Below are 13,245 nucleotides of genomic sequence, written 5' to 3'. Positions count from 1 at the left end.
TCAGTCGAAAATGGGCAAACCGCTTTTCCGTCAAGGATATATTAAACTTCTTCGTTGCATCTATATAGTTCAACTTTGGCGAGCGCTTTTCAGTTTGCTGACGGCAGGGAGGAATTCCTCTTGCTTTCCAATGACATTGTTTCGTACTTGCAAAAGCTGCGTCCGGCGCCGGATGAGGACATTGAGGAGATGGAGCAGTACGCCTATCGGCACCGCATACCGATCATGGATCCGGTGAGCGTCGAAGTGCTGTTATTCATCTTGAAGCTGATCAGGCCGCGCCGCATTTTGGAAATCGGCACGGCGATCGGCTATTCGGCGATCCGGATGGCAAAGGCGCTGCCGGACGCGCGCATTGTGACGATCGAAAAAGACCGGGAGCGGTATGAGCGCGCCCGTTTTTACATCGAAAAGACGAACACCAAGCGGCAAATCGAGTCGGTGTTGGGCGATGCGCTCGCGGTCGAGGCCGGTGTGGCGGCCGCCGCGCCGTTTGATGTGCTGTTTATTGATGCCGCCAAAGGGCAATATGAGCGCTTTTTTACGCTCTATGAGCCGTTTGTGGCTGCAGGCGGCCTCATCATCAGCGACAACGTCCTGTTTAAGGGGCTCGTCGCCGCCGAAGCGCCGGCGGACAATCGACGGCTTTGGAACATCGCCCGAAAAATTCGCCGCTACAATGAGTGGCTCATGAGTCGAAGCGGTTATGATACGGTCATCATTCCGGTCGGCGATGGGCTCGCCATATCGAAAAAACGAGGTGAAGAACAGTGAAAAAACCCGAATTGCTCGTGACGCCGACGAGCGTTGCCCATATCGACGAGCTGGCTGAAGCCGGAGCGGACGCGGTCATCATTGGCGAGCAGCGCTACGGTTTGCGGCTTGCCGGCGAATTTTCCCGCCATGATGTCGCTGCCGCCGTCAAAGCCGCCCACCGGCGCGGCATGAACGTGTATGTGGCGATGAACGCCATTTTCCATAACGATAAAGTGGACGAGCTTGGCGACTACGTCGCGTTTTTGGCTGATGTCGGCGCCGATGCCATCGTCTTCGGCGATCCCGCGGTGCTCTTGACTGTCCGAGAAACGGCGCCGCACATGAAGCTCCACTGGAGCACGGAGACGACAGCGACGAACTGGTATGCGTGCAACTATTGGGGCCGGAAAGGGGCGAAGCGCGCCGTCTTGGCCCGCGAGTTGAACATGGACGCCATTTTGGAAATCAAAGCCCATGCCGAAGTGGAAATCGAGGTGCAAGTGCACGGCGCGATGTGCATGTACCAATCGAAGCGCTCGCTGATCGGCAGCTATTTTGAATATCAAGAGAAAGTGATGGAAGTTGAACGGAAGAAGTACGAAAAAGGGATGTTTCTTTACGACAAAGAGCGCGACAACAAATATCCGATTTTTGAAGACGAAAACGGCACGCATATTATGAGCCCGAACGATGTTTGCATGATCGATGAGCTCGGCGACATGGTCGAGGCCGGCATCGACAGCTTTAAAATTGACGGGATTTTGCACGAGCCGCGCTACATTACCGAAGTGACGAAGCTGTACCGCCGCGCCATCGATTTATGCGCCGATGACCGCGAGCGGTACGAACGGGAAAAAGAGGAGCTGCTTGCGGCCGTTGAAGCGCTTCAGCCGCCGCATCGCCGCATCGACACCGGATTTTTCTTCAAAGAGACCATTTATTGAGAAAAGGAGGGAAGCAGCATGCTTTTAAAAAATGATCGCATCTCCGAAATCATTGACGGCAAGCGCGTCATTGTGAAAAAGCCAGAGCTGCTCGCCCCGGCCGGCAACTTGGAAAAACTGAAAATCGCCGTCCATTACGGCGCAGACGCCGTCTTTATCGGAGGCCAAGAGTACAGCTTGCGCGCCAACGCCGACAACTTTACGATCGAGGAAATTCGCGAAGGGGTCGAATTTGCCAATCGATACGGAGCCAAAGTATACGTAACGGCCAATATTTACGCCCATAACGAAAACATCCCTGGCCTTGATGACTATTTGCGGGCGCTTGAAGATGCCGGTGTTTGCGGCATCATCGTCGCCGACCCGCTCATCATCGAAACGGCGCGCCGGGTGGCGCCGAAGCTTGAAGTGCATTTAAGCACGCAGCAATCGCTTACCAACTGGAAAGCGGTCCAATTTTGGAAAGAGGAAGGGCTCGAGCGGGTTGTGCTCGCTCGTGAAGTGGGCGCAGAAGAAATCCGGCAGATCAAAGAGAAAGTCGATATTGAAATCGAGGCGTTCATCCATGGGGCGATGTGTTCCGCCTACTCCGGCCGCTGTGTATTGAGCAACCATATGACGGCGCGCGACTCAAACCGCGGCGGATGCTGCCAGTCGTGCCGCTGGGATTACGATTTGTATCAGCTCTCGGACGGCCGGGAAATTCCGTTGTTTGAAAAAGGGGACGCTCCGTTTGCGATGAGCGCGAAAGATTTGAACTTAATCCGCGCCATTCCGGTGATGATCGAATTGGGTGTGGATAGCTTGAAAATTGAAGGGCGGATGAAATCGATCCATTACGTGGCGACGGTTGTCAGTGTCTACCGGAAAGTCATTGATGCCTACTGCGCTGACCCAGACCATTTCACGATCCGCGAAGAGTGGGTGCGGGAGCTGGAGAAATGCGCCAACCGCGAGACGGCGCCGTCGTTCTTTGACGGCTTCCCGGATTATACGAACCATATGTACGGGACGCACAGCCGGAAAACGACTCATGAATTCGCCGGTTTGGTGCTTGGCTATGACCCGGAGACGGGCATCGCCACCGTCCAGCAGCGCAACCATTTCCGCCCGGGCGATGAAGTCGAATTTTTCGGTCCGGAAATTGAAAACTTCACCCAAGTGATTGAGAAAATTTGGGACGAAGACGGCAACGAGCTTGATGCGGCGCGCCATCCGCTGCAAATCGTGAAGTTTAAGGTCAAGCGCCCTCTCTTCCCGTACAACATGATGAGAAAGGAGAATTAAGATGGGGAAGAAGCCCGTTGTCATCGGCGTCGCCGGCGGCTCCGGCTCGGGGAAGACGAGCGTCGCCCGCGCGATTTACGACCATTTCGGCGACCGCTCGATCCTTGTTTTGGAGCAAGACTTTTACTATAAAGATCAAAGCCATCTTCCGTTTGAAGAGCGGCTGAAGACGAACTATGACCATCCGCTGGCGTTTGACAACGATTTGTTGATTGAGCATATTCATAAGCTGCTTCGCTATGAGCCGATTGACAAGCCGGTGTACGATTATACGCTGCACACTCGCTCAAGCGACGTCATTCGCGTGGAGCCAAAGGATGTCATCATCGTGGAGGGCATTCTTGTCTTGGAGGATGAGCGACTCCGCAATTTAATGGACATTAAAGTATATGTCGACACCGACCCGGACATCCGCATCATCCGCCGTCTCATCCGCGATATTAAAGAGCGCGGCCGCACGTTCGATTCGGTCATCGAGCAATATTTGTCCGTCGTCCGGCCGATGCACAACCAGTTTGTCGAACCGACGAAGCGCTACGCGGATGTGATCATTCCGGAAGGCGGACAGAACGTCGTCGCCATCGATTTAATGGTGGCAAAAATTCGCACAGTTCTTGAACAAAAAGCGGTTTTGTAATAACATAACAGAGACAAAACAATATATTATATAACAAGTAAGCGTACGAACAGCCGTTTTTGCTGTTCGTACGTTTTACATAATGCAGAATATATAGAGGAGTGAGATGAATGGCGAACGAAAAGCAGTATCCGATGACGAAAGAGGGAAAAGAGAAACTGGAACAAGAGCTTGAGTACTTAAAAACGGTCAAGCGGAAAGAAGTGGTGGAGCGCATTAAGATTGCGCGCGGGTTCGGGGATTTGTCGGAAAACTCGGAGTACGATGCTGCCAAAGATGAGCAGGCGTTTGTCGAATCGCGCATCCAAATGCTTGAAAACATGATCCGCAACGCCGTCATCATTGAAGAAGACAAAGAAAACCCGGACGTCGTCTCGCTCGGCAAGTCGGTCACGTTCATTGAACTTCCAGACGGCGAGGAAGAGACGTATACGATCGTCGGCAGCGCTGAAGCCGATCCGTTTGAAGGGAAAATTTCCAACGACTCGCCGATTGCGAAATCGCTTCTCGGCCGCCGCGTCGGCGATGAGGTGACGGTGCAAACGCCGGGCGGGGAAATGCTTGTGAAAATCGTGGCTGTGAAATAAGAAGCAGGAGGCGGCCGACCTGAACAAGCGGCGGTGTGCGAAGCGAAGCGAAGAAAATTGCCGCCGCTTGACGTTTCAAACGGAAACACCTCGTCAACACTTGATGATGAGGTGTTTTCTTTATGTGGAAAAAACGAACGCTTGCCATGCTCGCCCTCATTCAACTGGGCTTGTTGTTGCTTGTCGGGCGATTGGCGCAGATCCAGCTGATTGACGCCGAGTCGTTCGCCAATCATAATTTAATTGCCGAAAGCGTCGCCCAGCGGACACAAGAACTGATCATTGACGACGGGCGCGGCTCGTTCGTCGACCGAAATGGCGCGCCGCTCACGAAGCGATACGTACCGTCGCTTGTCTTATTCCCGTTTTTAACGGCAATGAAATGGCCGATGGAACAAGTCGCCCGCATCGCCGGCGTCTCTGAAGAAGAGATTCGCCGCCAACTTGAGCAGGAGGACGGTCCGTTCGTCTTAGAGAAGGATGGAGAGCCGCTCGCCTTGAGCGCCCAGCAAATGAAGCAAATTAACGATTTGCGCATTCCGGGGGTATTTGCCGTCAACAAGCAATATCCGCTGGAAACGGTGTACGCCCCGCATTTGCTTGGCTTCACCCGTCCAGATCAGGAGCTCATCAAGAAGCGTTATCCAAAACGGCCGCTGCCGCCAAAGACCGAAGTGGGCATTCAAGGACTTGAGAAGGCGTTTGATGAATTTTTGCTCGCCGACGGCGAAACGAAGCTGCTTTATCACGTTGACGCCGAAGGGCGGCCGCTGTTTGGGCTCGATGTCAAATACAGCGATACGGGCAACCCGTTTTATCCCGTCACCGTGCAAACGACGCTTGACCGTGACTTGCAGCAAGAGATGGAGCAGATCGTTGACCGATACGGGTTGAAAAAAGGCGGTCTCGTTTTGCTGGATATTGACACAAACAGTGTGCTCGCCATGGTCAGCCGCCCAAACATGGACCCGCGTGATCCGTACAAAAACCGCGGGGCGGAAAACCAAATCGTGTTGCCGCAAATCCCTGGCTCGATTTTTAAAACAGTCATTGCGGCCGCGGCGCTTGATGAGGGGCTCGCCTCGCTTGAGACAACGTTTGACTGCAGCCGAAAAATTGACGGCAAAACCCGCGATGAGGAGCATGATTACGGCATGCTTGATTTAGCGGACAGCTTTGCCGTCAGTTGCAACAATGCTTTCGCCACGCTCGGCAAGCAGTTGATCGAGCACGATCCCGATGCGTTTGAAACGTATGCGAGAAAGCTTGGGCTGTATCCGACGGCCGGCTGGGAAGGGGCGGTGTACCATGAAGAGCATTTCCGTCAGTTCCCGGAGGAGCAGAAAGGAACGATTTGGCATGATCCGCGCGACAAGAGGGTGCCGCTTGCGGTGGCGCAAACGGCGATCGGGCAAAAAAATGTACGCGTCTCGCCGCTTGGCGTCGCCAACATGATGGCGACCATCGCCCGCGGCGGCGAAGCGCTTCAGGTGCGGGCCGTTGACAAAGTGCTGTATAAAAACGGTGCGACCCTCTTTTCGTTTCCGCCTCAACCGGCTTCAGACATGGCGCCGATCGCGCCGCAGACGGCCGAAGAGCTGCAGCGGCTTTTGCGCAGCGTTGTCACCAAAGAGGATGGCACCGGCCGCCGCTTCCGTTCGCTGCCGTATCCGGTCGCCGGCAAATCCGGGACGGCGGAGACAGGAAAAATGGACGGCGGTGCTGAATTCATTAATAAATGGTTTGCTGGCTATTTTCCAGCCGACCGCCCGAAATACGCCCTCGCTGTCGTTGAGCTCGACTGCCCGAGCGGGCGGGCCTCGACGAATGATGTGTTCGCCGCCGCAGTCGAGGCGCTTTATGCTTATGACCACGCCAAAAATGAAGTGAAGTGACGAACCAAATGTAAGGGGAATCCATGTTTCCAGCACGAACATCATCCAAAGAAGGGAGAGGAGACGGTGGCGCAAATGGGGACACGCTTTGCCGCCCGCGCCAAGCGGCGGAGAATCAACCGTTGGCTCAATGGAGCCATTGCCGTTGTCGTGCTGCTCATTTTGATTGTCGGCGGGAACTTGCTGTTTGGCGATCAACCGAGCGAGAAGGCGGTTGATCGCGAAGCCAAAACAGAAGCGGCCAATGCGAAGCGGGTGGAAGTGGAAACAGGCGAAGCGGCGGCGCCGGCGGAAGCCGAAACGCCCGCCGAGGAAGAAGATGCTGCTTCCACCGATGAAACGAGCGAAGCGGGCATGACAGAAACGCCGGGCCCGCCGGGGTCCAACGTTGAAAAAGAAATCGTCAACCCGGCATGGCAGCCGATCGGTACGACGCAAACGGAGCCGCATGAAACGGTGTTTAAGAAAGATTCGGTCGACTGGAAGGAAATGCTCGATGCCGTCAGCTATGCGACCGGCATCGCCCCGGAGGAGATGATCGTTTGGTTCATCGGCAACAACGGGCCGAACAAAGCAGTCGCGACGATTTCGACGAAAGATCAAATCGCCCATTACAAAGTGTACATTGAATGGGTGACGAACGAAGGCTGGAAGCCGACGAAAGTGCAAAAGTTGAAGCAAAAGCCATAAGCGGCATGATGAGGGGAAGCGGAGATATTCGAAACTTTGGCGGCATCAGTGAAACGATGGCGGTTCATTAGCGGCGGAAAAATACACAGGCGCCCAAAAACGAAGGGCGCCTGTTATTTTTTCGCTTTGAAATGAACGACTGCGCTGTACCACCGCTTTCCGTTTTCCATGACGTGCATTTGATGGGATACATGATGGACGGAAAGCAAGAGCGCCTTGTTATGTTCAATTTGTTCGTTGATTTTTTTCTCGAGCGTCCGCAAGTCGTCCGCTTCAAAAAATTCGATTTTGTCCTCGATCAAATCAAGAGAAATGTTCGGCATCGTTCTTCCTCCTTTCCATTGTCAGTGTAGCAAATTTTCCCGCCCTCATCCACCGGAGTACAAGGGGGAACAATACGAACGAACATGATCGTTGAACAAGGGAAAAACATATGCTACAGTAAGAGCAGGCAATACGAAAAAACATACTATATTTATAGGAATTATAAACTTTTTTGGGGTGTGACCATATGGGCAGAGAGTTTCTTGACTTGTTTGAGCAATGGGCGGAATCGTATGACCGATCGGTCGAAGGATACGATGAGCAATATCGAGACGTGTTTGCCGGTTATGACCGCATTTTAAGCACGGTCGCCGACAAAGCCGGCCAAGTCGTGCTCGAGTTTGGCGTCGGCACAGGCAACTTGACGAAAAAGCTGCTTGAGCGCGGCAAGCAGGTGTACGGGATCGAGCCATCGGCGCCGATGAGGAAAAAAGCGGCGGAAAAGCTCAGCGGGCGAGCGGTCATTCTGGACGGCGATTTTTTGCAATTTCCGACACCGCCGGAGCCGATCGACACGATCGCCAGCACGTATGCGTTTCATCATTTGACGGATGCGGAAAAAGACGAAGCGCTGGCCAAATATAGTCAATTGCTCCATCCGGGTGGTAAAATAGTGTTTGCCGATACGGCGTTTCGCGACAAAGAGGCGTTCCGCCAGGCGATTGAGGAAGCCCGGGCGCGCGGCTTCTACGATTTGGCCGACGATTTGGAACGCGAATATTATACGACGCTTGACGTATTGGCATCACTGTTTTCCAAGCATGGCTTTTCCGCCTCCTTTGCGCAGCAAAACGCGTTCGTCTGGGTGATGGAGGCGGTGAAACAAACGACATAGAAAGAGGGAGAACGATGAAAGCAGCCATTATTGGAGCCATGGAAGAGGAAGTGGCGATTTTGCGTTCGCGCATGGAAGGGCGCGAGGAAACGGTCATTGCCGGGTGCGAATTTTCCAAAGGGCGCCTTGACGGCGTGGAGGCGGTGTTGTTGAAATCCGGGATCGGCAAAGTGAACGCCGCCATGGGAACGACGCTTCTGCTTGACCGCTTTCGCCCTGACTTCGTGATTAACACGGGGTCAGCTGGCGGATTTTTGCCTTCGCTTCGTGTCGGAGATCTTGTCATTTCCAAGGAAGTCGTCCATCATGACGTCGATGTGACCGCGTTCGGCTACGCTTACGGGCAAGTGCCTGGCCTGCCGGCGCGCTACCGGGCGGATGAGGCGCTTGTTGAGGCGGCCAAGCAGGCGGCGGCGCGGCTTGATGGCCTGCAGGCAGTGACCGGCTTGATCGCCACCGGCGATTCGTTTATGAACGATCCAAAGCGAGTCGAATTTGTGCGCGGTCAGTTTCCGGAATTGTGCGCCGTCGAAATGGAAGCGGCGGCGATCGCCCAAGTGTGCGTGCAATTTGGAACGCCGTTTGTCATCATCCGGGCGTTGTCTGATATTGCTGGTGAGGAGTCGGACGTGTCGTTTGAACAGTTTTTGGAGACGGCGGCGAAACATTCGGCTGAACTTGTCTTGTCGATGCTTTCCGTTATGAAACAGAAGCGCTATTAAGATGCAGCGAAAAAGCAGCTTGTCTATGTTCTCGACTGTCGGAGGCAAGCCGCAGGCTTCTTCCGTCACGCCTTGGCGTGACGGAAGACCGAACAACCGCCTGCTTCACAGACCCATATATGGGTCTTTAAGCTGCGTTGTTCGGTCGCCCGACAGTCGATCGAATACTCGGTAAAAGTTGCAAATGGTGATGCTTCAAATTGCATCTATATAAGTTGTAATAAAGATTTTCCGATTGCTCGATTCTGTTTTCCTTCATACAAGTCAGTTTGGTAGAATGCGGCGGGCGCTCTACTGGATGTAAAACAAAGTTTCAACTTATATATAGACAACAAAACACCGCCGTTTTGCTGCTAAACTGAGCGTGAAGAAACGGAGTGACTTGTATGCGCGTAGCAAAAAGCATCCATGAGTTGATCGGCCATACGCCGGTTGTCGAAATTACGCGCTTCCCCCTCTCGGAAGGCGTTCGGCTGTTCGCCAAGCTTGAATACTTCAATCCTGGCGGAAGCATTAAAGACCGGCTCGGACAAGAGCTGTTGCGCGAGGCGTTTGCATCAGGAAAACTGAAAGAGGGGGGCACGATCATCGAGCCGACGGCCGGCAACACCGGCATCGGTCTGGCGCTGGCGGCGATCGGCAAAAATGTGAACATCATTTTTTGTGTGCCGGAAAAATTCAGCATCGAAAAACAACAGCTGATGAAGGCGCTCGGGGCGCAAATCGTTCATACACCGACTGAAGAGGGAATGGAAGGAGCAATCCGCAAAGCGGAGGAGCTCGCCCGCACGATTCCAGGCGCCTATTGCCCCCAGCAGTTCCAAAACCCGGCCAATCCAAGGACGTATTACAAGACGCTCGGTCCGGAGCTGTGGGACGATTTGGACGGACAGATCGACATTTTTGTCGCCGGCGCCGGCTCCGGCGGCACGTTTATGGGGACAGCGACGTTTTTAAAAGAAAAAAACCCGGCCATTAAAACGGTCATCGTGGAACCGGAAGGCTCGATTTTAGGCGGCGGCAAGCCGGGTCCGCATCGGACGGAAGGGATCGGCATGGAGTTTTTGCCGCCGTTTATGGATCCGGATTATTTTGATGCCATCTACACGATCGCGGACGATGACGCGTTCCGGCGCGTCAGCGAACTGGCGAGACAGGAGGGGCTTTTGGTCGGCAGTTCGTCCGGCGCCGCGTTTCATGCCGCTTTGATGGAAGCAGAGAAGGCAAAGCCAGGGACGAATATCGTCGTCATTTTTCCGGACGGGAGCGAACGCTATTTAAGCAAACACATTTATGAAGGTGGGAGGTAACGATGAGGCGGAAAACAATGCTCATTCATGGCGGCATTCCGGGGGATCCGCATACTGGAGCGGTGTCGGTCCCGATTTATCAAGTGAGTACGTATAAGCAAGAAGAAGTTGGAAAGCATAAAGGGTTTGAATACTCGCGCACCGGCAACCCGACGCGCGCGGCGCTTGAGAAGCTGATCGCCGATCTCGAGGGCGGCGAAGCCGGCTTTGCGTTCGCTTCCGGTATGGCGGCAATTACGGCCGTCATGATGTTGTTTCAAAGCGGCGACCATCTGGTGCTCACTGACGATGTCTACGGCGGCACGTATCGCGTCATGACGAACGTGCTGAATCGGTTCGGGCTTGAGGCGACGTTCGTCGATACGAGCGATGTCGCCAACATCGAGGCGCACATCCGGCCGAATACGAAAGCCATCTATATTGAAACGCCGACGAACCCGCTGTTGAAAATCACTGACTTGCAAGCCGCCGCCGCCATTGCCCGTGCGCATGGGCTGCTATTGATCGTCGATAACACGTTTTCCACTCCGTACTTTCAGACGCCGCTTGAGCTTGGCGCCGATATCGTCATCCATAGCGCGACGAAATATTTAGGCGGCCATAGCGACGTCGTCGCTGGGCTGGCGGTTGTCCGCACGCCGGAGCTTGCCGAACGGCTCCATTACGTGCAAAATTCAACCGGCGGCGTGCTCGGGCCGCAAGATTCATGGCTATTGATGCGCGGGATGAAAACGCTCGCCGTGCGGATGGAGGAACATGAAGAAAATGCGCGCCAAATCGCTGTTTTTTTGGCTGAACACAAGGCGGTCAAGCGCGTCCATTATCCAGGTCTTCCGGATCATCCGAACCACGAGTTGGCGAAAAAGCAAATGCGCGGATTTGGCGGCATGATTTCGTTTGATGTCGGCAGCTTGGAGCGCGCCGAGAACGTGCTGTCGCGCGTGCGCTACTTTACGCTTGCCGAAAGCTTAGGGGCGGTCGAAAGTTTAATTTCGTTGCCAGGGAAAATGACGCACGCCTCGATCCCGAAGGAACGGCGCGAACAGCTCGGCATTACCGACGGCCTGATCCGTTTGTCGGTCGGGCTTGAAGATGTCAACGATCTGCTTGACGATTTGGCGCAGGCGCTTGGCTGAAATTGCCGCTCCCCCCTTCCGTCCATGTATGATACAGTGAAAGGGGAGAGGAGGGATCGGGATTGAACGAACAGCAACGAAACGAGCTGCGGGCCAAGGCGGGCGACTTTAAAACATACAGCCTCGTCTTGTTCGCGTTTGGAGCGTTTCTCTATTTCGGAACGATCATCCCAGGAGCGGTTGAGACAGCGAAAAAGCCGTTCGCCCTATTGGCAGTCGCCGTCTGTTTTACCGCGTCGCTTTCCTGTTTGCGCCAAGCCGCCCGCTATGCCCGCCGTCTTGAGGAAGAAGAAAAGCGGTTCGAACCGTAAACCTGCCTTTTGGCCGAAAGGCGGGTTTTTGTTTAGCCACCATGCTGGCGTTCAAGGGAAAGCAAGCTTTTTGCCTATTTTGCAAAAAAACGGTTTACAATGGAAATAATTTTGGATATAATTGCCTACGTAGCATCATTTCCAAAGGGAGGTCGAAGACAATGACAATGATGATGTGGACAACAGTAACGCATCCATTCTATCAAACGGCTATTCGACCTTCCGCCGACCGGGAATGAACGTGCACCGATGACGAAAAACAGCGATCAGGCCGCAGAAGGGGAGTAGTCTCGCTTTCTGCGGCCTTTTTGTACGCTTAGCCGCAGAAACGCCTTCCTTCTGCGGTTTTTTGCATGGAAAGGAGGTGAGGGGGTATGACGATCCATTTGTTTTTTATCACGATCACGATTGAGCGGAGAAAGCCGCGGCAACGGAACATCGAAGAGGAGCGGTTCGCGCGTGCAGCTGAGGAGGAGTTGCTTGACCGCAAATGTTCCGCTCATCAACGGTTGTTTTAAAACAATGGAGATGAAAGGGGAGAAGATTCATGTCAATTGTACCAGTATGGCTTGTGATGTGGATGAAACAGACGGGAGACTCGACTTGACTCAGGCTAAAGGGATGCGATGGGTGCTCCGTGTGCTGTTGTTGACGGTCGAATTTCACGAATTGTTCAAAATGTGGCGGAAGCGTTCCTTGTCTTCTTTGGTAAAATAAAATCTAGAAGAGAAGGTCAAGGAGGGAACGGGGATGTTCGCCATTGTCATGTCGATCATCATTACCGCGTCGATTGCGCTTGTTGTCGCCGCGGAAGTCAGCGTTGAGGCCAAAGCGTAACGGCGGTTCTTCTGCATCGGGAGGGGGATAAGCAGGCGGACCGCATCAGCAGAACGTTGGCATCAATCGTTTTTGATTGGTCAGGTCATTGCCGGCTCATTTCGGGCCGGTCTATTTTTGTCGTAAAGACACGGACAACATCGCCCCTGCATATACATAACGATAGGCGGTTTCCGCCGATGACAGCAGGCGGGGGTGAGAGCATGTCCGGCATTTTCACGGCGTTTACGTTTCTGTTGAAAGAGCTGACGTTTCTTGTCTCGTATATTAAAAACAATGCGTTTCCCCAGCCGTTAAGCGCTCAAGAAGAGGAAAAGTATTTGGCGCTGATGGCAAAAGGCGACGAGCAAGCCCGCAACCGGCTCATCGAACACAACTTGCGCCTTGTTGCCCACATTGTGAAAAAGTTTGAAAATACGGGAGAAGAGGTCGAGGATTTAATCTCCATTGGCACGATCGGCTTGATCAAGGCGATTGAAAGCTATTCGCCGGGCAAAGGAACGAAGCTGGCAACGTATGCGGCTCGATGTATCGAGAACGAAATCCTGATGCACCTGCGTTCATTAAAAAAAACGCGCAAAGACGTCTCGTTGCATGAGCCAATCGGCCAGGACAAAGAAGGAAACGAAATCAGCCTGCTTGATATTTTAAAAGCCGAAGGCGAAGACATCGCCGATGAAATCCACTTGAACATGGAGCTCGAACAAGTCAAGCAATATATCAGCGTGCTTGATGAGCGGGAAAAAGAGGTGATCATCAATCGCTTTGGCCTCGGTCGGCAGCGGGAAAAAACACAGCGTGAAATCGCCAAAGAGCTCGGCATCTCGAGAAGCTATGTCTCGCGCATTGAAAAACGGGCATTAATGAAAATGTTTCACGAATTTTATCGGCAGGAAAAAGAAAAACGGCGGTCATAACAAAAGCGGGTTGCTGGTGCAGCGACCCGCTTTTTCAGTAGTGGAAGAATAGAAATT

Annotated in this window: 15 protein-coding genes; 14 read left to right on the top strand and 1 reads right to left on the bottom strand. The window is 53.5% G+C overall.

The genetic code is table 11. The annotated features are described in order from the left end of the window. Positions 1-120 precede the first annotated feature (120 nt). From GHH_RS12925 to GHH_RS12895, 7 genes are all read left to right on the top strand, one after another. The gene (locus tag GHH_RS12925) at positions 121-774 is read left to right on the top strand and encodes an O-methyltransferase (protein WP_015375465.1); all 654 of its coding nucleotides are present in this window, start codon (positions 121-123) and stop codon (positions 772-774) included. Next, a complete protein-coding gene (locus GHH_RS12920) occupies positions 771-1,700 on the top strand; it encodes a peptidase U32 family protein (protein WP_015375464.1) in 930 nt (309 codons plus the stop codon). The genes GHH_RS12925 and GHH_RS12920 overlap by 4 nt, the downstream gene beginning before the upstream one ends. A gap of 18 nt (positions 1,701-1,718) precedes the next feature. Continuing rightward, a complete protein-coding gene (locus GHH_RS12915) occupies positions 1,719-2,987 on the top strand; it encodes a U32 family peptidase (RefSeq protein ID WP_011232027.1) in 1,269 nt (422 codons plus the stop codon). Between the two features lies 1 nt (position 2,988). After that, positions 2,989-3,624, top strand: coding sequence for a uridine kinase (gene udk / locus GHH_RS12910; protein WP_011232026.1), 636 nt, complete (start codon positions 2,989-2,991; stop codon positions 3,622-3,624). Positions 3,625-3,734: 110 nt separating this feature from the next. Then, a complete protein-coding gene (greA, locus tag GHH_RS12905; protein ID WP_011232025.1) occupies positions 3,735-4,211 on the top strand; it encodes a transcription elongation factor GreA in 477 nt (158 codons plus the stop codon). Positions 4,212-4,333: 122 nt separating this feature from the next. Beyond that, positions 4,334-6,106 carry a penicillin-binding protein 2 gene (locus tag GHH_RS12900; protein ID WP_015375463.1) on the top strand — a complete coding sequence of 591 codons (1,773 nt, stop codon included), beginning with the start codon at positions 4,334-4,336 and terminating at the stop codon, positions 6,104-6,106. 66 nt (positions 6,107-6,172) lie between these two features. Beyond that, positions 6,173-6,796 carry a YrrS family protein gene (locus tag GHH_RS12895; protein WP_020278376.1) on the top strand — a complete coding sequence of 208 codons (624 nt, stop codon included), beginning with the start codon at positions 6,173-6,175 and terminating at the stop codon, positions 6,794-6,796. Between the two features lie 113 nt (positions 6,797-6,909). On the opposite strand, the gene GHH_RS12890 is transcribed toward GHH_RS12895, so the two are convergent. After that, a complete protein-coding gene (locus GHH_RS12890; protein WP_011232022.1) occupies positions 6,910-7,119 on the bottom strand; it encodes a YrzA family protein in 210 nt (69 codons plus the stop codon). Between the two features lie 188 nt (positions 7,120-7,307). Here GHH_RS12890 and GHH_RS12885 point away from each other — a divergent pair, with 188 nt between their 5' ends. The 7 genes from GHH_RS12885 to sigK all read left to right on the top strand — a co-directional run bounded on the left by GHH_RS12885 (position 7,308) and on the right by sigK (position 13,188). Next, positions 7,308-7,955, top strand: a complete 648-nt coding sequence (locus GHH_RS12885) for a class I SAM-dependent methyltransferase (protein ID WP_015375461.1) — start codon at positions 7,308-7,310, stop codon at positions 7,953-7,955. A 14-nt stretch (positions 7,956-7,969) separates the two neighbouring features. After that, on the top strand, positions 7,970-8,677 hold the full coding sequence (mtnN, locus tag GHH_RS12880; RefSeq protein ID WP_013524195.1) for a 5'-methylthioadenosine/S-adenosylhomocysteine nucleosidase: 708 nt from the start codon (positions 7,970-7,972) through the stop codon (positions 8,675-8,677). A gap of 386 nt (positions 8,678-9,063) precedes the next feature. Continuing rightward, the gene (locus GHH_RS12875) at positions 9,064-9,987 is read left to right on the top strand and encodes a PLP-dependent cysteine synthase family protein (protein ID WP_015375460.1); all 924 of its coding nucleotides are present in this window, start codon (positions 9,064-9,066) and stop codon (positions 9,985-9,987) included. A 2-nt stretch (positions 9,988-9,989) separates the two neighbouring features. After that, the gene (locus tag GHH_RS12870; RefSeq protein ID WP_015375459.1) at positions 9,990-11,123 is read left to right on the top strand and encodes a bifunctional cystathionine gamma-lyase/homocysteine desulfhydrase; all 1,134 of its coding nucleotides are present in this window, start codon (positions 9,990-9,992) and stop codon (positions 11,121-11,123) included. Positions 11,124-11,185: 62 nt separating this feature from the next. After that, on the top strand, positions 11,186-11,434 hold the full coding sequence (locus GHH_RS12865; RefSeq protein WP_011232017.1) for a YrhC family protein: 249 nt from the start codon (positions 11,186-11,188) through the stop codon (positions 11,432-11,434). A 374-nt stretch (positions 11,435-11,808) separates the two neighbouring features. Further along, on the top strand, positions 11,809-11,952 hold the full coding sequence (locus GHH_RS18430) for a YrzI family small protein (protein ID WP_011232016.1): 144 nt from the start codon (positions 11,809-11,811) through the stop codon (positions 11,950-11,952). Between the two features lie 522 nt (positions 11,953-12,474). Beyond that, positions 12,475-13,188 carry an RNA polymerase sporulation sigma factor SigK gene (sigK, locus tag GHH_RS12855; RefSeq protein WP_011232013.1) on the top strand — a complete coding sequence of 238 codons (714 nt, stop codon included), beginning with the start codon at positions 12,475-12,477 and terminating at the stop codon, positions 13,186-13,188. Positions 13,189-13,245: the final 57 nt, after the last annotated feature.

The organism is Geobacillus sp. GHH01, assembly GCF_000336445.1.
GTDB classification, from domain to species: domain Bacteria; phylum Bacillota; class Bacilli; order Bacillales; family Anoxybacillaceae; genus Geobacillus; species Geobacillus zalihae.
This window is presented reverse-complemented; position numbering and strand designations above follow the sequence as displayed.

Excerpts from the sequence above, each read along its gene's own strand:
- GHH_RS12915 (WP_011232027.1), top strand. The coding sequence starts at position 1,719 with ATGCTTTTAAAAAATGATCGCATCTCCGAAATCATTGACGGCAAGCGC.
- mtnN (WP_013524195.1), top strand. The coding sequence starts at position 7,970 with ATGAAAGCAGCCATTATTGGAGCCATGGAAGAGGAAGTGGCGATTTTG.
- GHH_RS18430 (WP_011232016.1), top strand. The coding sequence starts at position 11,809 with ATGACGATCCATTTGTTTTTTATCACGATCACGATTGAGCGGAGAAAG.
- GHH_RS12870 (WP_015375459.1), top strand. The coding sequence starts at position 9,990 with ATGAGGCGGAAAACAATGCTCATTCATGGCGGCATTCCGGGGGATCCG.
- GHH_RS12900 (WP_015375463.1), top strand. The coding sequence starts at position 4,334 with ATGTGGAAAAAACGAACGCTTGCCATGCTCGCCCTCATTCAACTGGGC.
- udk (WP_011232026.1), top strand. The coding sequence starts at position 2,989 with ATGGGGAAGAAGCCCGTTGTCATCGGCGTCGCCGGCGGCTCCGGCTCG.
- sigK (WP_011232013.1), top strand. The coding sequence starts at position 12,475 with ATGTCCGGCATTTTCACGGCGTTTACGTTTCTGTTGAAAGAGCTGACG.
- GHH_RS12875 (WP_015375460.1), top strand. The coding sequence starts at position 9,064 with ATGCGCGTAGCAAAAAGCATCCATGAGTTGATCGGCCATACGCCGGTT.
- GHH_RS12890 (WP_011232022.1), bottom strand. The coding sequence starts at position 7,119 with ATGCCGAACATTTCTCTTGATTTGATCGAGGACAAAATCGAATTTTTT.
- GHH_RS12885 (WP_015375461.1), top strand. The coding sequence starts at position 7,308 with ATGGGCAGAGAGTTTCTTGACTTGTTTGAGCAATGGGCGGAATCGTAT.
- greA (WP_011232025.1), top strand. The coding sequence starts at position 3,735 with ATGGCGAACGAAAAGCAGTATCCGATGACGAAAGAGGGAAAAGAGAAA.